This window comes from Nonomuraea sp. NPDC003727 (genome assembly GCF_053586935.1).
Genome location: NZ_JBSFNE010000010.1, coordinates 138,057 through 162,215 on the forward strand (window position 1 = coordinate 138,057; position 24,159 = coordinate 162,215).

Here is a 24,159-nt window from a genome sequence, read left to right on the forward strand (position 1 = left end):
CAGGAAGCGCTGATCCAGGAAGCGCTGACGCGGGAAACGCCGGCTCCGGAGACCCTGGCCGCGGGGACTCCGATCCCTGCAGCCCTGCTCCCGGGAGCGGTGGCCCAGGGAGCTGTGACCCCGCGAGCTGTCGTCCCGGGAGCGGTGGCCGCTGAACCGCATGCCCCGGGACCTCCTGCCACCGCCGGTCGGCATCCGGCGGGTGAGGGAGCGCGCCTTGGCAGGGGCGCGATCCCGTTGGTCGCGGTGGCGCACGGGTCACGCGACCCGCGCGCCGCCGCGACCGTGGAGGCCCTGCTCGACCGGGTCCGCCGGCGGCGGCCCGGCCTGGAGGTCCGCTCGGCCTACCTCGACCACGGCCCGCCAACGCTCGGCCAGGCGCTGCACGGCCTGCGCGAGGCGGTCGTGCTGCCGCTGCTGCTGACCGAGGCCTACCACAGCAGGGTCGACCTGCCGGCCGCGCTGGCCGAGGCACGCGCCCGTGACGCCCGCCTGCGCGTGCGCTACGGCACGACGCTGGGCCCGCACCCGCTGCTGCTCGACGCCCTCGACCGCCGCCTGACGGAGGCGGGGGTCGCCACCGGCGATCCCGGCACGGCCGTCGTGCTGGTCTCGGCCGGCTCGAGCGACGCCCGCGCCAACGCCGTCGTCGCGGCTCTGGCCCGCGACTGGGACCGCCGGTCCGGCTGGTGGGCCGTCACGCCCGCCTACGCGTCCGCGGCCGGGCCCACCCCCGCCGAGGCGGTCGCGGCCCTGCGTGCCGCGGGAGCACCGCGGGTGGCCGTCGCGCCGTACCTGCTGGCGCCCGGCTTCTTCGCCGACAAGGTACGGCGCGGCGCGGGCGCCGACGTCGTGTCGGACGTGCTCGGTCCGGCCCCCGAGCTGGTCGAGGTGCTGCTCGAACGCTACGAGCTCGCGCTGCGGGCCGAACCCGCCGCGGTCCCGGCCTGATCGGGGCTGCCCCGGCCTATCGGGGCGACCCCGTCCGGCCCGGTTCGAAACCCGGCGTGGTCGGCCCGGCCCGGTCCCGCGGGGTCAGTCGCGGTCGAGCTGCCGCCGCTCGCCGCTCCACAGCTGTTCGTGGGACAGGCCGAGGTGCTCGCGCCAGGCGGCCCAGCCTCGCTTGATCGGCTTGGCCCGCGAGTCGCCGATGACCTTCACGTCGCCCATGACCGCGTAGGCGTGCACGCGCACCACGGGCACGTTCATGCCGGGCGCGGCCTCCAGCACGTCGACCTTCTTGTCGCCCATGACGGCCATGCCGTCGAGGTCGACGTCCACGCCGTCCGGAACGATGATCTTCACATCGCCCATCACGGAGACGGCCGTGACGTCGATGGTGTTGGTGCGGACCTCGGCCTCGCGCAGGTCGAGCAGCACGTCGCCCATCACCGCGACGGCGCCGAGCTCCTGGTCGATCCGCCACTTGCCGCGGCGCTTGGAGTCACCCATGATCGCCACGAACCACCGCCGGCGACGTGAGGGCGGCGCGGCGGGCAGGGGTGCCGCGATGCCGGCGGCCGGCAGGTCCTGAGTGATCAGGGCCAGTTGGGCGTGCGTGGTCGCCTGGTAGGCGGCCTCCGTCCGGTCGGTCAGCTCGACCAGCGTCAACCGGCCCTCGACCGAGGCTTCTCGCAGCCGCTCGACGACGGCCTCTCGCTCGGCGTCTGAGGCGCGCAGGTCCCCCGGTTCATTCATAGACGCAACATATCGCGTTTTGACGGGCTTGCGGAGCCCGAGATCGCCGAGCCGCACGAGTCTGGGCCGAGACGGAAGACGCTAGGGTCCTGTCATGCATGAGGAACAGCTCTACAGGGCGGCGTTGACCGGCGACCTGGAGACCGTGGGCGAGCTGCTGGCCGCGGGCGCCGACCCCAAGGTGGTCAGCCAGGGCGAGGAGGAGGGCCTCCCGCTGTGCGCGGCGGCCGCGTGGGACCGCGTGGCCGTGGCGCAGGCGCTGCTGGCCGGGGGCGCCGACGTCGACGGCGCCGAGAGTGGCGGCTGGCGGGCGCTGGCGTGGGCGGCGGCCAACGGCCATGCCGAGACCGCCCAGGTGCTCATCGAGGCGGGCGCGGACGTGAACGCGGCCAACGACGACGGTGACACGCCGCTGACGCTGGCCGCCAGGCGTGGCGCGCTCGGCGTGGTCAGGGTGCTGCTCGACGCGGGCGCCGACATCGAGAAGTACGACGCCGACGGCGACACACCGCTCGACATCGCGGTCGACTGGGTGGGCGTCCACCTGGAGAGCGCGCTGCTCGACCAGATCGAGCAGGAGGGCTGGGAGTACGTCGTGGGCCGCCAGTACGCCAAGGACGGCACCGAGCTGGTCACGGTGGCCGGCCAGTCCCCCGACGGCGAGGAGCGCGAGCAGGTCCAGGCCCAGCGCGGCCACGCGGCGATCGCCACCCTCCTGGAGGAGGCCGACGGCATCCACACCCCCGTCGACCAGCTCGTGGCCAGGGCGGTGGCGCACCGCGACACCGACGAGGACGCCGAGACGTGGTGGATCGTCGCCGACACCCTCGGCAAGCGCGCCGACGAGGAGACCTACGAGGCGCTGTCCCGGCTGTGCGTCAGCGAGGACGCCCGCGAGCGGGAGTTCGGCGTCGACGCCATCGCGCAGTTCGGGGTCACCGAGGACGGCGACAAGCCGTACCGGGAGCGGACCCTGCCGTTGCTGCGCAAGATGGCCACGACCGAGGGCGACCCGCAGGTGCTGCGGTCGGTGCTGGCGGCGCTCGGCCACCAGGGCGACCCGAGGGCGCTGCCCCAGGTGCTCGGCATCATCGGCCGCCCCGGGCACAAGCGCACCATGACGGACGCGATCGCGCTGGCCGACGTGCTGCCGGGCGATGCCGAACAGCTGGGCGGCGAGGAGGGCGGGCTCTGGAGCGAGGGCCTCGCGCTGCTGGTCGAGATGTCGGCCGACGACGAGGACGAGGTCCGCGACTGGGCCACCACGGGTCTGGCCAACCTCGACGCCGACACCCCGCAGATCCGTGAGGCGCTGGCGAACAGGCTGGCCGACAGCGACCTGCGCACCGTCGCCGAGGCCTCCCGCGGGCTCGCGCTGCGCAAGGACGACAGGGCCAGGGCCGGGTTCGAGCGGGTGCTGGCCGACAGTGACGACGACTACGCCCGCGAGGTGGCTGAGGAGGCCCGCAGGTCCCTGGAGGGCTGAGCGCGCACGCCGCGTGACTCCCCGACGTGCCGCGCGGGAGTCACGCGGCGACTTTGGCGAGAAGGTGGTGTAACACAGCGCAGTCACACGCTAACGTTCCGTTCGTCATCAGCCTCCGACGTTAGGACCGTGCGTGCACATCGGACTCGCCGCCGCGATCACCCTCCTGGCCGCCTGCCTGCCCGCCTCGGCGGGCCATGCCGCCGCCGACCCGACCGACCAGTGCGCGCTCGACAGCGACAATGCGATAGCGGCGCAGCTGGCCCGCCATCCCGGCGGCACGAGGGTCGACACCAACACCGTGAGCTACGACGACGGCGCGCTGAGCGTCCACGTCTTCCCGTCCACGTGCGCGAGTCTCGACGGGCAGGGCGACTGCGACTCGGGCGTGGCCTGCTTCTGGGAGCGGTCGCGCTACCGCGGCAACCAGTGGGTGCTCAGCGGTAAGGGCAAGTGGGTCGACCTGCGGATCGACCGGTTCGGCTCGGTGCACAACAACCACCACACCGCCCAGCTGCTGCTGCGCCGCACCCGTGACACCCCCACCGTGAAGGTCTACGGGTCCTACCTGGGCAGCCCCAACACGCTGCCCTCGGGCGCGCGCCGCCAGGCCGGCACGCTCGGCTGGGCCTGCCTGAGCACGCGCGGCTCGGGCGGCTGCGACTGACCGCCCGCCGGCCGTCGACGCGGCCCCGCGACCCCGCGGCGGGTACCGGCGATCATCGACGACCAGCGGGATATGTTGGGGTTTTCCAGCGAAAGGACATCGCCATGGCGACCACCCGTACCGCGACCACGCAGTGGAAGGGCGCGCTCCTCGACGGTTCCGGTCAGGTCTCGCTCGACACCTCGGGCGTCGGCACCTTCGACGTCTCCTGGCCCTCCAGGGCCGAGGCGGCCAACGGCAAGACCTCTCCCGAGGAGCTCATCGCGGCCGCGCACTCCTCGTGCTTCTCGATGGCCCTGTCCCACGGGCTGGCGCAGGCAGGCACCCCGCCGCAGACGATCGAGACCAAGGCCGACGTGACCTTCCAGCCGGGCGAGGGCATCACGGGCATCGTGCTGAGCGTGCGCGCGCAGGTGCCCGGCATCACCGCCGAGCAGTTCCAGGAGGCGGCCGAGACGGCCAAGGCCAACTGCCCGGTGAGCAAGGCGCTGGCGGGCACCATCATTTCGCTCAACGCCGAACTGCTCGGCTGAGGCCCGCCGGTCGGCGCGGGCCCGGCGCCGCCGCTCGACGCGGGGCCCGCGACGCGACATCTTCCCCGCCCCTGACGGGACGGCGACACGCCGCGGGAGCGAGAACCCCTCAAGGGTTCGTACTCTCGTCATAGCGACGGAAAGGCGGACACGTGCGACAATCGGGCCACATGCGAGAGGTCTGGCCGGGTGAGCCCTATCCCCTCGGCGCCACCTGGGATGGCGTAGGCACCAGTTTCGCGGTGTTCTCCGAGGTCGCCGAGCGGGTCGAGCTGTGCCTGTTCGACGACGACGGCGCCGAGGAGCGCATCGAGCTGCCCGAGGTCGACGGCTTCGTCTGGCACGGCTACCTGCCCGGCATCATGCCGGGCCAGCGGTACGGCTACCGCGTGCACGGCCCCTACGACCCGCCGCGCGGCTACCGCTGCAACCCCGCCAAGCTGACGCTCGACCCCTACGCCAAGGCCATCGAGGGCGAGCTGCGGTGGAACGAGGCGGTCTTCTCCTACCACTTCACCGACCCCTCCAAGATCAACACCGTCGACAGCGCCCCCTACATGCCGAAGAGCGTGGTCATCAACCCGTTCTTCGAGTGGGGCAACGACCGGCCGCCGCACACGCCGTACCACCAGACGGTCATCTACGAGGCGCACGTGCGCGGGCTGACCATGCGCCATCCCGCGGTCCCCGAGGAGCAGCGCGGCACCTACGCGGCCATCGGGCACCCGGCGATCATCGACCACCTGCTCTCGCTCGGGGTCACCGCGGTCGAGCTCATGCCGGTGCACCACTTCGTGCCCGAGCACTTCCTGGTCGCCCGCGGGCTGACCAACTACTGGGGCTACAACACGATGGCCTACCTGGCGCCGCACGGCGCCTACTCCAGCGCCGGCCAGCGCGGCGAGCAGGTGCTGGAGTTCAAGGCGATGGTGCGGGCGCTGCACGAGGCGGGCATCGAGGTGATCCTCGACGTCGTCTACAACCACACCGCCGAGGGCGACCACATGGGCCCGACGCTCGGCTTCCGCGGCATCGACAACGGCGCCTACTACCGCCTGCACGACGGCGACCGGCGCTACTACCTCGACTACACCGGCTGCGGAAACAGCCTCAACGTGCGCTCCCCCCACGCGCTGCAGCTCATCATGGACTCCCTGCGCTACTGGGTGCTCGAGATGCACGTCGACGGGTTCCGCTTCGACCTGGCCGCCGCGCTGGCCCGCGAGCTGCACGACGTCGACCGGCTGAGCGCCTTCTTCGACCTCATCCAGCAGGACCCGGTGATCTCCCAGGTCAAGCTGATCGCCGAGCCGTGGGACGTCGGTCCGGGCGGCTACCAGGTCGGCAACTTCCCACCGCTGTGGACCGAGTGGAACGGCAAGTACCGCGACTCGGTGCGCGACTTCTGGCGCGGCACCGGGTCGGCGCTGCCCGAGTTCGCCTCCCGCCTGGCCGGCTCCGCCGACCTGTACGCCACCTCAGGCCGCCGCCCGGTGGCCTCCATCAACTTCGTCACCTGCCACGACGGCTTCACGCTCGCCGACCTGGTCTCCTACAACCGCAAGCACAACGAGGAGAACGGCGAGGACAACCGCGACGGCACCGACGACAACCGCTCGTGGAACTGCGGCGCCGAGGGGCCCGTCGAGGATCCGGAGATCGTCCGGCTGCGGCACCGCCAGCGCCGTAACCTCCTGACCACGCTGTTCCTGTCGCAGGGGGTGCCCATGCTCTCCCACGGCGACGAGCTGGGCCGCACCCAGCGCGGCAACAACAACGCCTACTGCCAGGACAACGAGATCGCCTGGGTCGACTGGTCGATGGCCCGCACCGAGGAGGGCCTGCTCGACTTCGTCCGCGCGCTGTCGCGGTTGCGCCGCGAGCATCCGGTCTTCCAGCGCCGCCGCTTCTTCCGCGGCCACACGCCGGAGGACGGCAAGCGCGACCTGGTCTGGCTCACCCCCGCGGGGGCGGAGATGACGGCGAGCGACTGGCACACCGGCTACGCCAAGTCGATGTCGGTCTACCTCAACGGCGAGGCCATCACCGAGCCTGGGCCGCGCGGCGAGCGCATCGTGGACGACTCCTTCCTGCTGCTGATCAACGCCCACCACGAGGACATGACGTTCACGCTGCCCGGCGCGGAGTTCGCCGACTCGTGGACCATCGTGCTGAACACGGACGACGAGACGCCGCGCGAGGAGTCCCTGGACGATCAGCGGTCGCCGGGCGCGCTGGTGCCGGTCACGGCCCACAGCATGCAGGTCCTGCGCCACGCGCGGCCGGCGTCCCAGCCCTAGACGAGTGCCGAGGTCGCCGGCACCGCTACCCTGCCCGGCGTCCCCGCGCGCCTTCGAGCAGTGGGCGCGCATGCCGCCGGCCGGCACCGGACGGTGAGCGGCCGTCCGCGGCACGGCCGGGCGCTAGGACGCGCGCAGGAGGGCGGTGACCTCGATCTCGATGCGCATCCGCGGGTCGGCCAGGCGGCAGGCGATCATCGTGGCGGCCGGCCGTACCTGCGCGAAGGCCGCGCGGAGCACCGGCCAGCAGGGCTCGAAGTCGTCGGGGTCGGGGAGCATGTAGGTGACCCTGACGACGTCGGCGAGTGACGCGCCCGCGCGGTCGAGGGCGTCGCCGATGTTGCGCAGGCACTGAGCGGCCTGCTCGGTCACGTCGTCGGAGATGGTCATCGTCCGGTAGTCGAAGCCGGTCGTGCCGGAGACGAAGACCCAACCGTCCTGGACGACGGCGCGGGAGTAGCCGATGGCCTCCTCGAAGGTCGACCCGCTGGAGATGAGCGTGCGTGCTGTCATGGCAGGCATCCTCACAGCGGCACGGGCGATATGTCCAAGACGCGGCGTGGGCATGCCTGATATCTCTTGAGATATGGAACGCCCGGAGCTGGACCTCAGGCAGCTGCACGCCTTCGTGGTGCTGGCCGAGGAGCTGCACTTCGGGCGGGCCGCCGAGCGCCTCGGCGTCGCGCAGCCGCCGTTCAGCCAGCAGATCAGGCGGCTGGAGGAGCGGGTGGGGCATCCGCTGTTCGACCGGGCCGCCCGCGAGCTGACCGCCGTGGGCGCGCAGCTGCTGCCGGCCGCGCGGCGGGCGCTGGAGGAGGTCGCCGACGGCCTGGAGGCCGCCAGGCGGGCCGGGCGAGGTGAGGCGGGACGGCTGCGCGTCGGCTTCGCCGCCTCCCTCGCGCTGACCGTCGTGCCCGATCTGATCGCCTCCTTCGGCCGGGCGCGGCCGGCGGTGCGGGTGGAGATGCACGAGATGACCACGACGCGACAGCTGGCGGCGCTGCGCGACGAGGTGATCGACGTGGGACTGGTGCGCGAGGTGGAGCAGGAGCCCGGGCTCGAACTGCGGCCGCTGCGGGCCGAGGAGGTGGTGGCCGTGCTGCCCTCGGGCCATCGCCTGGCGGCGCGGCGCCGGATCGAGGTGGCCGACCTGGCCGCCGAGCCGTTCGTGTTCTTCCCTCGCGAGCACGGCCCCGGCTTTCACGACCGGCTGCTGGGGCTGGCCAGGGCGGCGGGCTTCGAGCCGCGGGTGGCGCAGCGGGCGGTGGAGTGGCAGACGGTGGCGGGCCTGGTCGCGGCCGGACTCGGCGTCAGCCTGGCCCCCGCCGCGGCGGGCATGGTACGGCCGGCTGGCGTGGTCTACCGGCGGCTGGCGGGCGCACCGACGACGAGCGTCGCGCTGGCCTGGCGGGCGGACACCAGGGACCCGCTGGTGGACGCCTTCGCCACCCTGGCCACGACCCTCGCCCCGCCCACGCCGCGCGAGCAGCCCTGAGCCGCGACCACCCGCCCAGCAGCGCCGCGCGGCCGGCCCTGAGCCGCGACCGCTCTTCCGGCCGCGCCGCCGTTCAGCTGATCGACGACGCGGACAGCAGGACCAGGACGAAGGTGGCCACGCCCACCACGCCGTGCGCCAGCACCGCCAGCAGCGGGAAGCGCTGCTCGGCGCCCCGCGCGTGGCGTCCGGCGCCGAGCCATCTGGTGAACATCGTGAAGCCCAGCAGCGCCGCCACCGACAGCACCGCGAAGGCCAGCCACGCCAGCGCCCGCTGCCCGGTGACCAGGTATCCCACCCAGCAGGCCAGCGCGGAGCACGCCAGCACCGGATGGGAGAAGATCAGCGCCACGGGGAAGCGGGTGACCTTCGTCGCCTGTTGCCGCAGCCCGCCGCCCGACAGCCACAGGTACAGCAGGTAGCCGCCGATCAGAGCGTTGAGCACCCACGACGCGACCGTGACCACGCCCACCCGGCCTCCTCCGAAGCAGCAGCCCTGCCGCCACGTTATGCACAAACGGCTATGTACGTCTCCTGTTACACCAAACTGCTAATAACGCCCCTCGCCCCGGTTCGTCGGTGCTGTGTGCCAAGGTAGAGGGGTGCGTCGCATCCATCCCGACACAGCAGACGATCCAGACATCCCCCAGGCCTACGCCTACCCCGAGCGGCGGCCCTGGCTGCGCGTCAACATGGTCGCCAGCGCCGACGGCGGCTCGTGGGTGAAGGGCCTGTCGGGCGGCCTGTCCAGCAAGGGTGACCGGCGGATCTTCGGGGTCCTGCGCGGCCTGGCCGACGTCGTGATGGCGGGCGCGGCCACCGTCAGGACCGAGGGCTACGGCCCGGCCAGACCGAGGCAGTCGTGGCAGCCGCTGCGCGAGGGCCGCCCTCCCGCACCGCCCATCGCCGTGGTGACCCGCCGGCTCGACCTCGACCTGGGCAGCCCGCTGTTCACCGAGGCGGCGCCGTACGCGCGGACGATCGTGATCACCTGCGAGGCCGCGCCGAAGGACCGCCGCGCGGAGGCGGCCGAGCTCGCCGACGTGATCGTGGCGGGCGCCGACCGGGTCGACCTCGGCCTGGCCGTCGAGGCGCTGCACGACCGGGGGCTCGGCGGCATCCTGTGCGAGGGCGGGCCGCGGCTCAACGCCCAGCTGGCCGCCGCCGGGCTGGTCGACGAACTGTGCCTGTCGATCAGCCCGATGCTGATCGGCGGCGGCGCCGCGCGCATCCTGAACGGCGAGGCGAACCAGACCGGCCTCGGCCTGGCGCACGTGCTGGAGGAGGAGGGCTTCCTCTTCTGCAGATACATCAGGGAGTAGCCATGGACGACGAGCTCGATCCCCAGCTCGACCTGCCGGTACGGCCGCCGGTGGCGCCGATGCTGGCCAAGGCGGTCAAGGGCATGCCCAAGCAGGACGGCACGCTGTTCTACGAGCCGAAGTGGGACGGCTTCCGCTGCATCATCTTCCGTGACGGCGAGCAGGTGTTCCTGGGCAGCCGCAACGAGCGGCCCTTCACGCGCTACTTCCCCGAGCTGGTCGAGGCGGTCAGGGCGGAGCTGCCCGACAAGTGCGTGGTCGACGGCGAGATCGTGCTGCGCAGGGGGCAGGAGCTCGACTTCGAGGCGCTGCAGCAGCGCATCCATCCTGCCGCCTCCAGGGTGCGGATGCTCGCCGAGCAGACGCCCGCCTCGTTCGTCGCCTTCGACCTGCTGGCGCTGGGGTCGCGCTCGCTGATGGAGGCGCCGTTCGCCGAGCGGCGGGCGCGGCTGGAGGAGCTCTTCCCCGAGGCCGGCGAGTCGATCAGGCTCACCCCGGTGACCACGAACGACGAGCAGGCGTCGGAGTGGTTCGAGATGTTCGAGGGGGCGGGGCTCGACGGCATCATCGTCAAGCCCGGCGACCAGCCGTACGTCCCCGACAAGCGCACCATGTTCAAGGTCAAGCATGAGCGCACCGCCGACGTGGTGATCGCCGGCTACCGCGAGCACAAGACGGGGCCGATCGTGGGGTCGCTGTTGCTCGGCCTCTACGGCCCCGACGGCAGGCTGCACCATGTCGGGGTGGCCGCCTCCTTCCCCATGGCGCGCAGGGCCGAGCTGGTCGAGGAGCTCAAGCCGTACCTCGCCGCGCTGGGCGAGCATCCCTGGGGCGAGTGGGCCGACCAGGCGCTGCTGCGCGCGGGCCTGCCCGCGGCGACCCCGTCGAGCGGCGGCCAGCGGATGCCGGGCGCGGTGTCGCGCTGGAACGCCAAGAAGGACCTGTCGTTCATCCCGCTCAGGCCGGAGCTGGTGATCGAGGTGGCCTACGACGCCATGGAGGGCGACAGGTTCCGCCACACCGCGCAGTTCCGGCGGTGGCGGCCGGATCGGACGCCCGAATCCTGCACCTATGAGCAGCTGGAAAGGCCAGTTTCGTACAACCTTGATGACATTCTTGCCCGCTGAGCGCAAGATACGTTATATCTCGATCTATGACGTCAACTCCTGGCGATGAGCTGCGTGCGGCCGTCGCGGCGCGCCGCGACCTCGGGCCCGACTTCGAGGACTCCCTCGTCGAGTCCTTCCTCGACAAGATCGGCAAGGAGGTCGACCGGCGCGTGGACGATCGCGTGGCCGCCGAGTCGGGCGCCACGTGGCACACGCTGAAGCAGCAGCAGAGCATCACCGGCATGCGGCTGGCGCTGGCGATCGTCTCGCTGGTGATGGGCACGATCGCGACCATCGCGATCACCGTCGGCGACGCGGGGCTGCTCACCTATCTGGTCGTCTGGGGCGGCGTCGTCCTGGTGAACGTCGCCTTCACACTGGGGTCGTCGCGCCGCTAGCCTCGTCGAGCAAGCAAGCATATGCTTGGTTGCGTGATGGAGTATCGCAACCTCATCGGCGGCAGGCTCGTCAGCGCGGCCGACGGCCGCACCCTCGACTCGGTCAACCCGGCCACCGGCGAGGTGTGGGCGCGGATCCCCGCCAGCGGGAAGGCCGACGCCGACGCCGCCGTGGCGGCCGCCCGGGCGGCACTGCCGGCCTGGTCGGCGATGCCCGCCCTGGGCAGGGCCCAGTACCTGCGCAAGGTCGCGGCGGTCTTCGCCGAGCACGCCGAGGAGCTGGCCAGGATCGAGACCCGCGACAACGGCCGCATCCTGCGCGACACCCTGCACAAGGACCTGCCAGGCATGCGCTTCCTCTGGGAACTGGCCGCGGGCCAGGTGCTCGACGCGGTCAAGGGCGACACCGTCATCCTCGGTCCCGACAGCCTGGGGCTGACCAGGCGGGAGCCGTACGGCGTGGCGCTGGCGATCATCCCGTGGAACTCCCCCGTCTCGACGTTCTCCGCCAAGGCGGCCTTCGCGCTGGCCGCGGGCAACACCGTCATCGTCAAGCCGGCCGAGCAGGCCAGCGCCTCGGTGCTGCGCCTGGGCGAGCTGCTGGCCGAGGTGCTGCCGCCGGGCGTGCTCAACCTCGTCTCCGGCATGGGCGAGGACGTCGGCGAGGCGCTGGTCAGGCACCGCGGGGTCAACAAGATCAGCCTGACCGGCTCCACCCAGACCGGCATCGCGATCACCCAGGCGGCCGGGATCAAGCCGCTCACCTTCGAGCTGGGCGGCAAGTCGCCCAACATCGTCTTCCCCGACGCCGACCTCGACGCGGCCACCCAGGGCGTCACGGTGAACTCCGTCTTCACCGGCAACGCCGGCCAGGTCTGCGTGGCCGGCTCCCGCATCCTCATCCACCGCGACATCTGGGACGAGATGCTGGAGCGGATCCGCGCGACCGCGGCCGGCATCGTGCTCGGCGACCCGCTCGACCTGGGCACCACGATGGGCCCCATCGTGTCGGCGGGCCAGTACGAGAGGGTCGCCTCCTACCTGGAGATCGCCGAGAAGGAGGGCGCCGAGCTCGTCTTCGGCGGGACGACCGGCGCCGAGGTGGTGCCCGGCCTGCCCGGCGGCTACTGGGTCGCGCCGACGCTCTACACCGCCACCGACAACGCGCTGCGCGTCTGCCAGGAGGAGATCTTCGGGCCGGTCGCGGTGGCCCTGCCGTTCGGCAGCGACGAGGAGGCGCTGGCCATCGCCAACGACTCGGTCTACGGGCTGGCGGCGGGCGTGTGGACGCGCGATCTGGGCCGGGCCCACCGGTTCGTGCGCGACCTGGACAGCGGCGCGGTGTGGGTCAACACCTTCCGGCAGATGCCGCCCGGCCTGCCGTTCGGCGGGGTGAAGGACAGCGGCTACGGTCACGACGCGGTACTGGAGTACACCAGGGAGAAGGCCGCGATCATCAACCTGTGACGGGCCCCGGCCGGCTGAGCGCGCTCGGCCCTCCCCGCGATCCCTGATCCGGGTCCGCGCCGCCCTGGTGCGCGTCAGGAGCCGGGGTGGTAGGCGTGGGCGAGGTGCGCGTAGACGATGGTGTTGTCCCGGTAGCTGTGCGCCTTCCTGTCGAAGGCGCCACCGCACGTCACCAGCCGCAGCCCCGCGTACGTCACCTTGCCGAACACCTTCCTGCTCGGGAAGGCGCTCTTGGCCACCTGCTCGACCCGGTCGACCACGAAGATGGCCACCGACCGGTCGGCTCGCATCACCTGCACCTGGTCACCCGGCTTGATGGAGCGGAGGTTGGCGAACACCGCGGGGCCGGTGCGCGTGTCGAGGTGACCGGTGATGACCGCCGCGCCCCGCGCGCCCGGCACCGGCGCGTACCGGTACCAGCCCGCCACGTTGGGATGGTCGAGCGGCGGGTTCTCGATGGCGCCCCTGGCGTCGAGCCCGAGCTCCATGAGCGGGGCCGACACGCCGAGCTTGGGGATGTACACCGCCGTCGGCCTGGCGGCTCTCATGGGCGCGGCCACCCGGCCGACCAGCGCCTCGGGCGGCCCGGTCAGCGCCGGCGCGCCGACCTCGGGCAGCGCCGTGCCGGTCGTGGCGGACGCCGGCGCGCTCTCGGGCGCGCCTGCCATGCCGGTGATCCCGAACCAGATCAGCGCGAGCCCGGCGAGCGACACCAGCACGGCCCCCGCCATGATCGGCTTGTGCGCGGGCGGCCTAGTCACTCCGCCGTTCCGCGGCGCCGCGCCGTACGGCGAAGCCCGCGAGACCCGCGCCGGCCAGCAGGGCGGCGCCGCCCGCGGCGAAGGGCCACATCGGGTCGGCGGGAGCGAGCCCGCCCGCGCCGGTCTGCGGCGGCCCGTCGGGGATGCGGTGCCTGTCCTCGTCCGCCGGCTTCCACGGCGCCTCAGGCCGCGGCGGCTCGGCGGGGCCCGAGGACCAGGTCTCCTGGGGGGCGGGGCCGCTGGACCAGGTGTCCTGCGGCGCGGGAGCGTTCGACCAGGTGTCGCGGGGGACGGGGACGTCGGACCAGACGTCGTCGGGGACCGGCAGCTGCGGTGGCCGCACCTCGGGCTGCCACGGATCTCCCGGGTCGCCACCCTGGACCGGATCGTCCTCGCATGCCAGGACGAGCAGCTTGCAGTCGGCGGCCATGGCGGTGCCCACACCCGCCGCCATGGTCACGCCGCCGATGATGAAGGCCGTCACCGCTCCAGCGGCGGCGAGCCGTCGTGCTGATGCCAGAGCCATAGTCCGAGAGCCTCCCGAACTATTGGACCGGGCGTCAAGTAATGTGATTCAAGTGATACACGTCACTCGTCCCTGGCCTTGCTGGGCTGCACCCGCTTCGGCTCGCCGGGCATCTTGGGATAGTTCGGCGGGTACGGCAGGTCGCCGCGATCGTCCTTGGCGTACCAGTCCAGGAGCGTCTCGATCGAGTACGCGCGTTCGTCGATGTCGCGGTGCACGTCGCCGATCCGCGCGAAACGCTCGGGCATGGTCCTGATGTCGAAGTCGCCCGGCTCGGCGTCGGCCAGCTCGTCCCAGGTGAGCGGCGCGGAGACGGGCGCGTGCGGCTGGGCGCGCACCGCGTAGGCGCTGACGACGGTCCTGTCCCTGGCGTTCTGGTTGTAGTCGATGAACACCCGCTCGCCGCGCTCCTCCTTCCACCAGGCCGTCGTCACCAGGTCGGGGTCGCGCTCCTCGACCGCCCTGGCCAGCGCGATGCCCGCGTGCCGTACCTCGACGAAGTCCCAGCGGGGCTCGATCCTGACCGCGATGTGCACGCCCCTGTTGCCGGAGGTCTTCACGAAGCCGGTCAGGCCGGCCTCCGCCAGCACCTCGCGGGCCAGGAAGGCGGCTCGGCGGGCCGCGTCGAACCCGAGGCCGGGCTGCGGGTCGATGTCGATGCGCAGCTCGTCGGGGTGCTCGACGTCGTCGGCCCGCACCTGCCACGGGTGGAAGTCGATGGTGCCGAGGTTGGCGCAGTAGGCGATCGAGGCCACCTCGGTGACCCTGAGCGCGTCGGCCGTCCGCCCGCTCGGGAAGGTCACGGTGACCGTCCGCAGCCAGTCGGGGCGCTTGGCCGGCATCCGCTTCTGGTAGATGGCCTCGCTCTCGACGCCGTCGGGGTGCCGTTTCAGATGCGTCGGGCGGTCCCTGAGCGCCCGGAGCGCGCCCTCGCCCACGCTGATGTAGTACTCCACCAGTTCTCGCTTGGTGGCCCCGATGCCCGGGAAGTACACCTTGTCGGGATTGGTGACCTTGATGGTACGGTCCCCGGCCTGCAGTTCGATGAAGGGCGACGCCATGGGGCTGAACCTACCCCGAATCCCCGCATGACGCCCCCGACGGGGCCGACGAGCGAAGGAGTGGGTGGGTTCGTCCCGGAGCGCCGCGGTGGCGGGACCGGGCGCTCGACAGGACGAACCTGACGACCGCCCGCCTTCACGCCGTCCCGGACGCTGGCGCATCGTCCGGCCGGCCTCAACGGGCCGCCGGCGCGCAGTACGGGCATGCTGCGCAGCGGCGACGACCCCAGGCGAGCGGTCTCACCCCTCTAGGGAGGCGAAGTCACCCCCACATCGACAAAGACGCAGAAAGACCCCGGAATGGATGCTTCGCTCGAATGATTCTTCCTCCGCATAAGGTGGAGGGCATGAACAAGGTGGTCAAGAGCGAGGCCGAGTGGCGCGCGCAGCTCACCCCCGAGGAGTACCACGTCCTCCGGGAGGCGGGCACCGAGCGTCCGTTCACCGGTGAGTACGTCGACACCAAGACCGAGGGCGTCTACTCCTGCCGCGCCTGCGGCACCGAGCTGTTCAGGTCCGACGCGAAGTTCGAGTCGCACTGCGGGTGGCCGAGCTTCTTCGAACCGTCCCAGTCGAGCGCGGTCACGCTGATCGAGGACCACAGCCATGGGATGGTCCGCACCGAGGTGCGCTGCGCCACGTGCGACTCCCATCTCGGGCACGTCTTCCACGGCGAGGGCTACCCCACGCCCACGGACGACCGCTACTGCATCAACTCGATCTCGGTACGGCTCGAGCCCAAGGCGTAGCGTCAGCCGGGAGCGGGATGGGTGACGCGGCAGTCGCCGTCGTCGGGGCCGAGGACGTTGGCGAGGACGGGATTGCCGTTCTCCCCGAACTCGGCCTGGACGAAGACCACGGGCCGGTCCTCGCCGATCTCCCGCAGGTACTCCAGCCCCCGCTCGCAGAGCGTGATCGCCTGCTTGGAGTTGTGGGCCGACTCCGGCAGGTCGGTATAGATGCGCAGGTATCCCCCCACGCTGCGGATGTCCTTGAGCCGCTTGGCCGCCTTGTCGCCGCGGCCCCACCGCTTGTCGAAATACTCGGCCGCCCGCTGGTCGGTGTGCTCGGACCTCTTCCGCCTGTCCGGTACGGCCGCGGGCGCCGCCCCGGACGAAGGGGCCCGGCTCGTCGGCTCGCCCACCCCTCCCACCGAGGCCGCCGCGGCGACCGGGGCGGAGGGAGCGACGGTCACCACCGTGCCTGCCGCCCGCTGGGCCCGCTCCCGCCCGAACATCCCGGCGCCGGCCGCCAGCGCGAGCGCCACCACCGCCGCCCCCGCGACCGCGCCCTCCAGCACCCGTAACCCGCGCGCTCTGCCGCGCCGCCGCCCGTGCCTGCCACGCCTGGAGCGTGCCAGGCCGCCGCCTTCAGCCACCCTTTGCCTCACAACGACAGGGGATTTGGCCTGATTATGACAGCGCAGGAGAGATCCGTCTCGGGAGATGGCGGATCCGCCGGGCGAGCGCCTCGACCCGTCAGGGCAGCGTCGCGATGAGCTCGCCCACCGGCTTGCGGACGCCGGTGTAGAACGGCACCTCGATCCGCGTGTGCCGCCTGGCCTCGGCGCCGCGCAGGTGGCGCATGAGGTCGACGATGCGGTGCAGCTCGTCGGCCTCGAAGGCGAGCATCCACTCGAAGTCGTTGAGGGCGAAGCAGGCCACCGTGTTGGACCTGACGTCCGGGTACTCGCGCGCCATCTTGCCGTGCTCGGCCAGCATCGAACGGCGCTCGGCGTCGTCGAGCAGGTACCACTCCAGCGACCGCACGAAGGGATAGACGCAGACGTACCCCCTCGGCTCCTCCTCGGCGAGGAAGGCGGGGATGTGCGACTTGTTGAACTCGGCGGGCCGGTGCAGCGCCATCGCCGACCACACCGGCTCGCTCAGCCGGCCCAGCGTGGTGCGGCGGAAGCGCGAGTAGGTGTCCTGCAGGTCCTCGGCCGTCGGCGCGTGCCACCAGAGCATGTAGTCGGCGTCGGCGCGGAAGCCGGCCACGTCGTAGCAGCCGCGCGTCACGACGTCCTTGCCGGCGGCCTGCTCGAGCAGTTCGTTGACCTCGTCGGCCATGCCCTCGCGGTTGCCAGGGCACTGCTCGGTGGCCTTGAACACCGACCACATCGTGTAGCGGATCACCTGGTTAAGGTCGCGGGCCTTGGGCCGCTGGGTCGTCCCCTCAGTCATGTCGTCATTCTCCCCTGCCACCCAGGTGGTCCAGAATCCGGGCCGCGGCCGTACGGGCGGTCGAGATGCACGCGGGCACGCCCACCCCGTCGTAGGCGGCGCCGCAGACGGCCAGCCCCGGCTCGACGGTCACGGCCGCGCGGACGCGGGCCACCCGGTCGAGGTGGCCGACGTTGTACTGCGGCAGCGATCCGCCCCACCTGGTCACGCGGGTGTCGAGCGGCAGCCCTCGCACGCCCGCGACCTCGCCCATCTCGGCCGTGGCGAGCGACACCAGCTCGGCGTCGTCGCGCTGGAGCAGCTGCTCCTCGCCGATGCGGCCGATGGAGCAGCGCACCACCACCACCGAGGGGTCGGACGCGGCCAGGTGCGGCCACTTGACCGAGCTGAACGTGGCCGCCTTCACGGGACGACCCTCGACCGGCGGCACCAGGTAGCCGCTGCCGGTGGGCGGCGAGGGGAAGGCGGCCAGCGGGTAGGCGAGAGTGACGATGGCCATGCTGGAGTACTCGATCCTGGACAGCTCGGCGGCGGCCTTCGGCACCTCGTCCTTCAGCAGCCGCGCGGCGGGGGTCGCCGGCGTGGCGAGGATCACCGCGTCCGCCTCGACGATCTCCGGCCGCGGGACCGGGCCCGTGACCAGGCGCCAGCCGTCCTGCGTGCGCCGCAGTTCCCTGACGGTCACGCCGGTCCTGATGTCGGCGCCGGAGGCCTTGGCCACGGCCTCCGGCAGGCTGCCGAGCCCGCCGCGCAGGCCGGCGAAGACGGGGCCGGCGTCCTTCGGCGTCTCCTGCGCGATGTCCCTGACCGCGCCCAGCAGCGACCGCTCCGAGCGCGCGGCGGCGGCGATGCGCGGCATCGTCGCCTCCAGCGAGAGCATGTCGGACCGGCCCGCGTAGACGCCGCCGAGCAGCGGCTCGATCAGCCGGTCGACGACCTCCGAGCCCATCCGCGCCCGGACGTAGGCGGCGACGGACACGTCGGTGCGCACCAGCGTGGCGGGCAGCACCTGGTCGAGCGGCACCCGCAGCAGCCCGCCGGGCGAGACGATGCCCGACCTGGCCAGCTCGGTCAGGTCGCCGGGCACCCCCATGACCTGGCCCTTGGGCATCGCCCGCAGGACGCCCCTGGAGTAGATGCTCGCCTGGGTGGTGCCGGGGTGGACCAGGTCGGCGCCCAGTCCGACCGCCCGAGCCAGCTCGGTGCCCTCCGGCCGCCTGGCCAGCATCGACTCGGCGCCCTCGTCCACGGCGATGCCCGCCACCTCGGAGGCGTACAGCTTGCCGCCGATCCTGGGGCTGCCCTCGAGCACGGTCACCCTCACCCGGCCGGCGCCGCCCTGGCTGAGGAACCACGCCGCGGCCAGCCCTGAGATGCCGCCGCCGACGATCACTACATGCCGCTGATTCCCTTCCACGTCTCCTGACGGTACCGCCTCACCCCGCCGCCTCGCCGAGCCGGTAGGAGCTGACGGCGAACGGCCGTCCGTTCCCGCTCTCGACGCGCTCGCCGACCTTGCTCAACGCCGGATCCCGGTCGAGGAATCCGTGCAGCCGGCGCGCCTCAGGCCACGGATGCGTGACGACCAGCGTGCCCCTCGGCGCCAGGAAGGAGCGCAGCCGTCCGCAGGCGAGCCGCAGCCGTTCCTCCCTGCCCACGTAGTAGAGCGTCTCGGCGCAGAAGACCAGGTCGAAGCGGCCTCCGGGATCCTGGTTGAGGAAGTCGAGCGCGACGAAGGCGGCTCTGCCCTCCGCCCTGGCCGTGGCCCTCTCGACGGCGCGGTCGGAGACGTCCACGCCGACCACGTCCGCCGCAGGGTAGGCGGCGGCGGCCCGCAGCGTGAAGGTGCCCTCGCTGCAGCCGACGTCCAGGATCCTGCGGAACTCGCCGGCGCCGACGTGCCGGAGGGTGGCGTCGTACTTGGCCGCCTCGTAGGGGTCGACGGCGTGCCGCCACGGATCGGGGTTGCGGTGGAACCAGTCGAAGTAACGCTGCAGGAAACGACCCTGCCCGCGCGCGGGCAACAGCGACATCGTGCGAAAGAAGGTCCTGTGCAGCCTGTCAGGAAGCGTCCGCATGATTCCAGCCTGCGCGACGCGGCGCCGCGATGATCGTCCGCGAGGACGATTTCTCTCTGGTACCGCGGTCGTGCCGTGATCGGGTGGAATGCCGAACGTGACGCCTTCGTGACGGCAGCTCCCGCACCGGATCCGTCTCACGGATATGAGCAGAATTCGGTACGGCATGGCGTTAACGGCGGCGTGCGCCGTGCTCGTCCTGTCCGGCTGCGGCGGCGGGAACTCCGCCGCCCGCAACGACTCCGGGGGCACGGCGCCGGCGGCCGCGCCTGCCGCGCAGGCCGAGACGGCGGGCACCGGGCGGAGCACGGTCTCCGGCGAGTCCGCCAAGAAGGTCACGATCGCGCCCGAGCAGCGCTCGATCATCTACGTGTCGGAGATGACGGTCCGCGCCGGCGACGTCACCAAGGCGGCCGAGCAGGCCAAGCAGCTCGTCACGGCGGCGGGCGGCTACCTGTCCAGCGAGGAGTCCGACGCCTTCGACGGCGGCGACGGCAGCTCCACGCTGGTCTTCAAGATCCCGCCGGCGGCCTACCAGGGGCTGCTCGACCGGATGGGCAAGCTGCTCGGCAAGCGGGAGTCGCTGCGGCAGAACACCACGGACGTGACCGAGGAGGTCGCCGACGTCGCCAGCCGGCTGAAGTCGGCCGAGCAGGCGCTGGCCGCCATGCGCACGCTGCTCACCAGGGCCGACACCGTCGGGCAGGTGATCGAGGTCGAGCGGGAGATCGCCACCCGCGAGGCCGAGCTGGAGTCGCTGCAGGCCAGGCAGAAGGCGCTGGCCGCACAGGTGTCGACGGCGACGCTGACGTTGCGGCTGATCGGGCCCGTGACGCCGGTGGCGGAGCCGTCGGAGGAGCCCGCGGGCTTCCTCGGCGGTCTGCGGGCCGGCTGGTCGGCGCTGGTCGGCTTCGTGCAGATCGCGCTGACCGTGGTCGGCGTGCTGCTGCCGTGGCTCGTGGCGATGCTTCCGGTGGCCGTCGTCATCCTGCTCCTGGTACGGCGGGGCCGGGCCCGCCGTCCGGTGTCCCGGACCGGGCCCGCCGCTCCCCCGGCGCCCGCCGCTCCCCCGGGGCCCGCGGCCCACGGCGGGCCGCGCGACCCGCAGGCGTCCGGCGAACGGCCGCACCACCCTCGGCCCGGCGACGACCAGCCCCCGGCCCAGCAGGCCCAGGCTGACCCGCGGCCCGACGACGCACCGGCCCAGCCGGACCCGCGGCGCCCCCGGACCGGCGACGCGCCACCCCCGCCCTAGACGGCGCCGCGACCGGGCCCGCGGAGACCGAATCCGCACCGGTCGGGCCCCTCGGTGATCGGCACTGGGCGACCCGGCACTGGGCGATCGGACCCACAGCGATCGGGTCTGCGGAGACCGGGCCCTCAACGATCGGCCCCCCTGGCGACCGCGGCCCTCAGTGACTGGGCCCTCAGTGATCGGGCCGCCGGTGGCCGGGGTTCGGTCCGGTCAGGCGGATTCGGGGGTGAAGGAGTGGACCAGGTCGGTGAGCCTGCGCAGCTGGTCGGGGTCGGTCGAGGGCAGCACGCCGTGGCCGAGGTTGAACACGTGGCCCTCGGCGGCCCGCCCGCGCTCCAGGATCTGCCGCGCCTTGCGCTCGACGGCCTCCCACGGGGCCAGCAGGATGGCGGGGTCGAGGTTGCCCTGCAGCGCCTTGCCGGGGCCGACGCGGCGCGCGGCCTCGTCGAGCGGCACCCGCCAGTCGACGCCCACCACGTCGGGCCCGGCCTCGCCGAGCACGCCGAGCAGTTCGCCGGTGCCCACGCCGAAGTGGATGCGCGGCACCTCGGAGACCGCCGTGAAGATCCGCCGGGTGTAGGGCAGGACCAGCTCGCGGTAGTCGTCGGGCGCGACCGCGCCCACCCAGGAGTCGAACAGCTGGACCGCGGAGGCGCCCGCCCTGATCTGGATCCGCAGGTGCTCGATGACGATGCCGGTCAGCCGGTCCATGAGCGCGTGCCACAGCGCGGGCTCGCCGTACATCATGGCCTTGGTGTGGTCGTGGTTCTTGGACGGCCCGCCCTCGATCAGGTACGAGGCGAGCGTGAAGGGCGCGCCGGCGAAGCCGATGAGCGGGGTGCCGCCCAGCTCGCCCACCAGGGCCTCGATCGACTCGGTGACGTACGGCACGTCGCCGGGCTCCAGGGGGCGCAGCGCCGCCAGGCCCGCGCGGTCGCGGATGGGGTCGGCGACGACCGGGCCGACGCCGGGCTTGATGTCGAGGTCGACGCCGATGGCCTTGAGCGGGACGACGATGTCGCTGAAGAAGATGGCCGCGTCGACGCCGTAGCGGCGGACCGGCTGCAGGGTGATCTCGACGATCAGGTCGGGACGCGCGCACGCGGTCAGCATCGGCACGCCCTCGCGCACCTTGAGGTATTCGGGCAGGGACCGCCCGGCCTGGCGCATGTACCACACCGGGGTGTGCGGGACGGGCTGGCGGCGGCAGGCGCGCAGGAAGGCGGAGTCGGCGAGATTCACCATTCAAGGGTGCCATGGGCCGGTGGCGGTCGCTCCATCGGCGCTAATCGGAAACATACGCATGCAACCGCTAAAGTCACGATCAGGAGTCGAACATGAGGTTTAGCGCAGTTCATCCCATTAGCGAGGGCCTGCCACCCTCACCCGGCTCCGCCATCGGCGCCACCCCGGTACAGTTCCTGTCACGATCTCCCCTTAATCCCCTCCTGACTGGACCAAATGTTCGCCAATCCACCGCGCGTCATCGAATACCGCCCGACTTTCGTGACACGCCGAGCGCGTTGCGCGGAATTGTCAGCGTGGCATGCCAACGTCGGAGCCACGTCCGCGAAGAAAGGCTCCGTACCGATGACCGCGTTGTGGAGTTCCCCCGAGCGCCGCAGTGAGCACTGCCCGTCCTGCGCACGCGAGCGGCTGTTCGAGCAGCCGCCGTGCCCGGACGGGCATCAGGTGTGCCCGGAGTGGGCCTGCCTGGAGTGCGGTCATGCGCTGCTCGTCGCTCCCTTCGATCTGGCCGTCCCCCACGCGCGCCCGCTGACGGTCGCGGCTTGATCGGCACCGATGAGCACCCCCGTGGTCCCCATGCGACCCTCCTCGACCTACGCTTCGGCTATGACCTTCGGTGACGCGCCGCCGGCCCCCGCCGCCTTCAGCCGGGCGGCCGAGAGCCTGCGCGCGGCCGAGGTCAGGCCGGAGATCGAGCTGGAGGACCTGCCCGCCCCGCAGCGGCTGGCGCCGTATTCCGCGGCCATCGGCGCGTCGGTCTACCGCGAGGACGAGGAACTGGCGGTCGGCAGGCTTATCCTGCTGTACGACCCCGACGGGCAGCGCGGGTGGGAGGGGCAGTTCCGCCTGGTCGCCTACGTCAGGGCCGACATGGAGCCGGAGATCACCTCCGATCCGCTGCTGGGGCCCGTGGTGTGGAGCTGGCTGACCGAGGCGCTCGACGCCCACGCGGCGGGCTACCACGCGGCGGGCGGCACGGTGACCCGCGCGGTCTCCGAGGGTTTCGGCGACAAGGCCGACGCCCCCGTCTCCACGGAGCTGGAGCTGCGGGCGTCGTGGTCGCCCGCCGAGGAGGAGCTCTCCGGCCACGTCGCCGCCTGGTGCGATCTGATGTGCCTGGCGGCCGGCATTCCACCGCTACCACCTGACGTGGCCACGATGCCGCGCCGACGCGAAGATCCGGAGTCCACCAGGCCGTGACCGAACGTAGTGAGGGCACCAGCAGGCGCAGCGAGCAGCCTCCCGAGGCCGCAGGAGGAGACCTCCTGAGCCAGGACAACACCGTCGTCCCCCTTCTCGAGCCGCGGGAGGGCATCCCGCCCGTCATCGGCTCGGAGGAGGAGCTGGCCAGGGCGGTGGAGGAGTTCGCCAAGGGCAGCGGCCCCGTGGCGGTCGACGCCGAGCGCGCCTCGGGCTACCGCTACGGCGGCCGGGCCTACCTGGTGCAGCTGCGCCGGGCGGGTGCGGGCAGCGCGCTGATCGACCCGATCGCCTGTCCCGACCTGTCGAAGCTCGACGCGGCGGTGGCCGACGCGGAGATCGTGCTGCACGCCGCCTCGCAGGACCTGCCGTGCCTGACCGAGGTCGGGTTCAGGCCGCGGCGGATGTTCGACACAGAGCTGGCGGGGCGGCTCCTCGGCTACGAGCGGGTGGGTCTCGGCACGATGGTCGAGACCGTGCTGGGGCTGCGCCTGGAGAAGGGCCACTCGGCGGCAGACTGGTCGACCAGGCCGCTGCCGGAAGACTGGCTGCGCTACGCGGCGCTCGACGTCGAGGTGCTGGTCGAGCTGCGTGACGTGCTCCACGGCCAGCTCGTCGACAGCGGCAAGCTGGCGTGGGCCGAGGAGGAGTTCGCCGCGGTGCTGGCCACCCCGCCGCCGGCGCCGCGTTCCGACCCGTGGCGGCGCACCTCCGGCATCCACAAGGTGCGCAACGTCAGGGCGCTGGCGATCGTGCGCGAGCTGTGGACCATGCGCGACCGTATCGCCCGTGAGGGTGACATCGCCCCGGGCAGGGTGCTGCCCGACGCGGCCATCGTCACCGCGGCGCTGGAGATGCCGCGCACCAAGAAGGCGCTGACCGACATCACCGCCTTCACCGGCCGGGCCGCCCGCCGCCACATGAGCGACTGGCTCGACGCGGTCCACCGCGCCCGCGCGCTGTCCGATTCGGAGCTGCCGTCGCCCAGCATGCCGGGCGACGGCCCGCCGCCCGCCAACCGCTGGCCCGACCGCGACCCCGCGGCCGCCAAGCGGCTGGCCGCGGCCCGCTCGGTGGTGGCCGCCCTGGCCGACGAGCACCGCATGCCGACGGAGAACCTCCTGCAGCCCGACGCGGTGCGCCGGCTCACCTGGGAGCCGCCGGAGGAGATCAGCGAGCAGGCGGTCGCCGAGCGGCTGCGCTCGCTGGGCGCCCGCGAGTGGCAGGTCGTGCTCGTCTCCCGCCCGCTGGCCAAGGCGCTCGACCGCCTGGCGACCAAGGGCGCCGTGTAGGCCTGGCGACCAAGGGCGCCGTGTAAGCCTGGCGACCAAGGGCGCCGTGTAAGCCTGGCGACCAAGGGCGCCGTGTAAGC

General features: G+C 72.5%; 26 protein-coding genes. 15 read left to right on the top strand and 11 right to left on the bottom strand.

Features of this window, described 5'->3' with window-relative positions:
• Nucleotides 1-237 precede the first annotated feature (237 nt).
• On the top strand, nt 238-951 hold the full coding sequence (locus ACWDLG_RS25715; RefSeq protein ID WP_449924249.1) for a sirohydrochlorin chelatase: 714 nt from the start codon (nt 238-240) through the stop codon (nt 949-951).
• An 84-nt stretch (nt 952-1,035) separates the two neighbouring features.
• On the opposite strand, the gene ACWDLG_RS25720 is transcribed toward ACWDLG_RS25715, so the two are convergent.
• Entirely contained in the window at nt 1,036-1,698 is a 663-nt protein-coding gene (locus ACWDLG_RS25720; RefSeq protein WP_354904325.1) for a DUF1707 SHOCT-like domain-containing protein, read from the bottom strand.
• 94 nt (nt 1,699-1,792) lie between these two features.
• Between ACWDLG_RS25720 and ACWDLG_RS25725 the strand changes: the two genes are divergently transcribed.
• The 4 genes from ACWDLG_RS25725 to glgX all read left to right on the top strand — a co-directional run bounded on the left by ACWDLG_RS25725 (nt 1,793) and on the right by glgX (nt 6,684).
• A complete protein-coding gene (locus tag ACWDLG_RS25725; RefSeq protein ID WP_449924252.1) occupies nt 1,793-3,184 on the top strand; it encodes an ankyrin repeat domain-containing protein in 1,392 nt (463 codons plus the stop codon).
• A 133-nt stretch (nt 3,185-3,317) separates the two neighbouring features.
• Entirely contained in the window at nt 3,318-3,851 is a 534-nt protein-coding gene (locus ACWDLG_RS25730; RefSeq protein WP_449924255.1) for a peptidase inhibitor family I36 protein, read from the top strand.
• A gap of 104 nt (nt 3,852-3,955) precedes the next feature.
• Nucleotides 3,956-4,384, top strand: a complete 429-nt coding sequence (locus ACWDLG_RS25735; RefSeq protein WP_449924258.1) for an OsmC family protein — start codon at nt 3,956-3,958, stop codon at nt 4,382-4,384.
• Between the two features lie 170 nt (nt 4,385-4,554).
• Entirely contained in the window at nt 4,555-6,684 is a 2,130-nt protein-coding gene (glgX, locus tag ACWDLG_RS25740; RefSeq protein ID WP_449924261.1) for a glycogen debranching protein GlgX, read from the top strand.
• A 123-nt stretch (nt 6,685-6,807) separates the two neighbouring features.
• Here glgX and ACWDLG_RS25745 read toward each other — a convergent pair whose 3' ends face one another.
• Nucleotides 6,808-7,197, bottom strand: coding sequence for a RidA family protein (locus tag ACWDLG_RS25745; RefSeq protein ID WP_449924264.1), 390 nt, complete (start codon nt 7,195-7,197; stop codon nt 6,808-6,810).
• 73 nt (nt 7,198-7,270) lie between these two features.
• On the opposite strand from ACWDLG_RS25745, the gene ACWDLG_RS25750 reads away from it, so the two are divergent.
• Entirely contained in the window at nt 7,271-8,179 is a 909-nt protein-coding gene (locus ACWDLG_RS25750; protein ID WP_449924267.1) for a LysR family transcriptional regulator, read from the top strand.
• Nucleotides 8,180-8,252: 73 nt separating this feature from the next.
• Here the strand turns inward: ACWDLG_RS25750 and ACWDLG_RS25755 are convergent, their stop codons facing one another.
• On the bottom strand, nt 8,253-8,651 hold the full coding sequence (locus tag ACWDLG_RS25755) for a hypothetical protein (RefSeq protein WP_449924270.1): 399 nt from the start codon (nt 8,649-8,651) through the stop codon (nt 8,253-8,255).
• Between the two features lie 130 nt (nt 8,652-8,781).
• On the opposite strand from ACWDLG_RS25755, the gene ACWDLG_RS25760 reads away from it, so the two are divergent.
• The 4 genes from ACWDLG_RS25760 to ACWDLG_RS25775 are packed head-to-tail and all read left to right on the top strand — an operon-like array spanning nt 8,782 to nt 12,475.
• Nucleotides 8,782-9,501, top strand: a complete 720-nt coding sequence (locus ACWDLG_RS25760) for a pyrimidine reductase family protein (protein WP_354904339.1) — start codon at nt 8,782-8,784, stop codon at nt 9,499-9,501.
• A 2-nt stretch (nt 9,502-9,503) separates the two neighbouring features.
• On the top strand, nt 9,504-10,628 hold the full coding sequence (locus ACWDLG_RS25765) for an ATP-dependent DNA ligase (protein ID WP_449924274.1): 1,125 nt from the start codon (nt 9,504-9,506) through the stop codon (nt 10,626-10,628).
• Between the two features lie 26 nt (nt 10,629-10,654).
• Nucleotides 10,655-11,008, top strand: a complete 354-nt coding sequence (locus tag ACWDLG_RS25770; protein ID WP_449924277.1) for a hypothetical protein — start codon at nt 10,655-10,657, stop codon at nt 11,006-11,008.
• Nucleotides 11,009-11,044: 36 nt separating this feature from the next.
• Complete coding sequence (locus ACWDLG_RS25775) at nt 11,045-12,475, top strand: aldehyde dehydrogenase family protein (protein WP_449924926.1); 1,431 nt, start codon at nt 11,045-11,047, stop codon at nt 12,473-12,475.
• A gap of 74 nt (nt 12,476-12,549) precedes the next feature.
• On the opposite strand, the gene ACWDLG_RS25780 is transcribed toward ACWDLG_RS25775, so the two are convergent.
• The 3 genes from ACWDLG_RS25780 to ligD all read right to left on the bottom strand — a co-directional run bounded on the left by ACWDLG_RS25780 (nt 12,550) and on the right by ligD (nt 14,823).
• Entirely contained in the window at nt 12,550-13,236 is a 687-nt protein-coding gene (locus ACWDLG_RS25780) for a class F sortase (protein WP_449924280.1), read from the bottom strand.
• On the bottom strand, nt 13,229-13,762 hold the full coding sequence (locus ACWDLG_RS25785) for a hypothetical protein (RefSeq protein WP_449924282.1): 534 nt from the start codon (nt 13,760-13,762) through the stop codon (nt 13,229-13,231). Before ACWDLG_RS25785 ends, ACWDLG_RS25780 begins: the two co-directional genes overlap by 8 nt.
• 62 nt (nt 13,763-13,824) lie before the next feature.
• Nucleotides 13,825-14,823 (bottom strand): non-homologous end-joining DNA ligase, encoded by a 999-nt coding sequence (gene ligD, locus ACWDLG_RS25790; protein WP_449924285.1) that lies wholly within the window; start codon nt 14,821-14,823, stop codon nt 13,825-13,827.
• A gap of 347 nt (nt 14,824-15,170) precedes the next feature.
• Here ligD and msrB point away from each other — a divergent pair, with 347 nt between their 5' ends.
• Nucleotides 15,171-15,572, top strand: a complete 402-nt coding sequence (gene msrB, locus ACWDLG_RS25795; protein ID WP_354904354.1) for a peptide-methionine (R)-S-oxide reductase MsrB — start codon at nt 15,171-15,173, stop codon at nt 15,570-15,572.
• A gap of 2 nt (nt 15,573-15,574) precedes the next feature.
• Here the strand turns inward: msrB and ACWDLG_RS25800 are convergent, their stop codons facing one another.
• The 4 genes from ACWDLG_RS25800 to ACWDLG_RS25815 all read right to left on the bottom strand — a co-directional run bounded on the left by ACWDLG_RS25800 (nt 15,575) and on the right by ACWDLG_RS25815 (nt 19,084).
• Nucleotides 15,575-16,213, bottom strand: a complete 639-nt coding sequence (locus ACWDLG_RS25800; protein WP_449924288.1) for a hypothetical protein — start codon at nt 16,211-16,213, stop codon at nt 15,575-15,577.
• Between the two features lie 88 nt (nt 16,214-16,301).
• Nucleotides 16,302-17,006, bottom strand: coding sequence for a hydrogen peroxide-dependent heme synthase (hemQ, locus tag ACWDLG_RS25805; protein ID WP_449924291.1), 705 nt, complete (start codon nt 17,004-17,006; stop codon nt 16,302-16,304).
• Nucleotides 17,007-17,010: 4 nt separating this feature from the next.
• The gene (gene hemG / locus ACWDLG_RS25810; protein WP_449924294.1) at nt 17,011-18,423 is read right to left on the bottom strand and encodes a protoporphyrinogen oxidase; all 1,413 of its coding nucleotides are present in this window, start codon (nt 18,421-18,423) and stop codon (nt 17,011-17,013) included.
• Between the two features lie 19 nt (nt 18,424-18,442).
• Nucleotides 18,443-19,084: a class I SAM-dependent methyltransferase gene (locus tag ACWDLG_RS25815; RefSeq protein WP_449924297.1), complete on the bottom strand. Its 642-nt coding sequence runs from the start codon at nt 19,082-19,084 to the stop codon at nt 18,443-18,445.
• A gap of 145 nt (nt 19,085-19,229) precedes the next feature.
• Between ACWDLG_RS25815 and ACWDLG_RS25820 the strand changes: the two genes are divergently transcribed.
• On the top strand, nt 19,230-20,339 hold the full coding sequence (locus ACWDLG_RS25820; protein ID WP_449924300.1) for a DUF4349 domain-containing protein: 1,110 nt from the start codon (nt 19,230-19,232) through the stop codon (nt 20,337-20,339).
• Nucleotides 20,340-20,549: 210 nt separating this feature from the next.
• Here the strand turns inward: ACWDLG_RS25820 and hemE are convergent, their stop codons facing one another.
• Nucleotides 20,550-21,584, bottom strand: a complete 1,035-nt coding sequence (gene hemE, locus ACWDLG_RS25825; protein WP_449924303.1) for a uroporphyrinogen decarboxylase — start codon at nt 21,582-21,584, stop codon at nt 20,550-20,552.
• A gap of 345 nt (nt 21,585-21,929) precedes the next feature.
• On the opposite strand from hemE, the gene ACWDLG_RS25830 reads away from it, so the two are divergent.
• The 3 genes from ACWDLG_RS25830 (at nt 21,930) to ACWDLG_RS25840 (ending at nt 24,079) form a co-directional block, all read left to right on the top strand.
• Nucleotides 21,930-22,133 carry a hypothetical protein gene (locus tag ACWDLG_RS25830; protein ID WP_449924306.1) on the top strand — a complete coding sequence of 68 codons (204 nt, stop codon included), beginning with the start codon at nt 21,930-21,932 and terminating at the stop codon, nt 22,131-22,133.
• A gap of 60 nt (nt 22,134-22,193) precedes the next feature.
• Nucleotides 22,194-22,787 (top strand): DUF3000 domain-containing protein, encoded by a 594-nt coding sequence (locus ACWDLG_RS25835; protein WP_354904375.1) that lies wholly within the window; start codon nt 22,194-22,196, stop codon nt 22,785-22,787.
• Nucleotides 22,788-22,852: 65 nt separating this feature from the next.
• The gene (locus ACWDLG_RS25840) at nt 22,853-24,079 is read left to right on the top strand and encodes an HRDC domain-containing protein (RefSeq protein WP_449924929.1); all 1,227 of its coding nucleotides are present in this window, start codon (nt 22,853-22,855) and stop codon (nt 24,077-24,079) included.
• Nucleotides 24,080-24,159 lie beyond the last annotated feature (80 nt).

Coding starts and splice junctions, on each gene's coding strand:
- ACWDLG_RS25720 (WP_354904325.1), bottom strand. CDS start 1,698: ATGAATGAACCGGGGGACCTGCGCGCCTCAGACGCCGAGCGAGAGGCC.
- ACWDLG_RS25725 (WP_449924252.1), top strand. CDS start 1,793: ATGCATGAGGAACAGCTCTACAGGGCGGCGTTGACCGGCGACCTGGAG.
- ACWDLG_RS25735 (WP_449924258.1), top strand. CDS start 3,956: ATGGCGACCACCCGTACCGCGACCACGCAGTGGAAGGGCGCGCTCCTC.
- glgX (WP_449924261.1), top strand. CDS start 4,555: ATGCGAGAGGTCTGGCCGGGTGAGCCCTATCCCCTCGGCGCCACCTGG.
- ACWDLG_RS25745 (WP_449924264.1), bottom strand. CDS start 7,197: ATGACAGCACGCACGCTCATCTCCAGCGGGTCGACCTTCGAGGAGGCC.
- ACWDLG_RS25750 (WP_449924267.1), top strand. CDS start 7,271: ATGGAACGCCCGGAGCTGGACCTCAGGCAGCTGCACGCCTTCGTGGTG.
- ACWDLG_RS25765 (WP_449924274.1), top strand. CDS start 9,504: ATGGACGACGAGCTCGATCCCCAGCTCGACCTGCCGGTACGGCCGCCG.
- ACWDLG_RS25770 (WP_449924277.1), top strand. CDS start 10,655: ATGACGTCAACTCCTGGCGATGAGCTGCGTGCGGCCGTCGCGGCGCGC.
- ACWDLG_RS25775 (WP_449924926.1), top strand. CDS start 11,045: ATGGAGTATCGCAACCTCATCGGCGGCAGGCTCGTCAGCGCGGCCGAC.
- ACWDLG_RS25785 (WP_449924282.1), bottom strand. CDS start 13,762: ATGGCTCTGGCATCAGCACGACGGCTCGCCGCCGCTGGAGCGGTGACG.
- ligD (WP_449924285.1), bottom strand. CDS start 14,823: ATGGCGTCGCCCTTCATCGAACTGCAGGCCGGGGACCGTACCATCAAG.
- msrB (WP_354904354.1), top strand. CDS start 15,171: ATGAACAAGGTGGTCAAGAGCGAGGCCGAGTGGCGCGCGCAGCTCACC.
- hemQ (WP_449924291.1), bottom strand. CDS start 17,006: ATGACTGAGGGGACGACCCAGCGGCCCAAGGCCCGCGACCTTAACCAG.
- ACWDLG_RS25815 (WP_449924297.1), bottom strand. CDS start 19,084: ATGCGGACGCTTCCTGACAGGCTGCACAGGACCTTCTTTCGCACGATG.
- ACWDLG_RS25820 (WP_449924300.1), top strand. CDS start 19,230: ATGAGCAGAATTCGGTACGGCATGGCGTTAACGGCGGCGTGCGCCGTG.
- hemE (WP_449924303.1), bottom strand. CDS start 21,584: ATGGTGAATCTCGCCGACTCCGCCTTCCTGCGCGCCTGCCGCCGCCAG.
- ACWDLG_RS25830 (WP_449924306.1), top strand. CDS start 21,930: ATGACCGCGTTGTGGAGTTCCCCCGAGCGCCGCAGTGAGCACTGCCCG.
- ACWDLG_RS25835 (WP_354904375.1), top strand. CDS start 22,194: ATGACCTTCGGTGACGCGCCGCCGGCCCCCGCCGCCTTCAGCCGGGCG.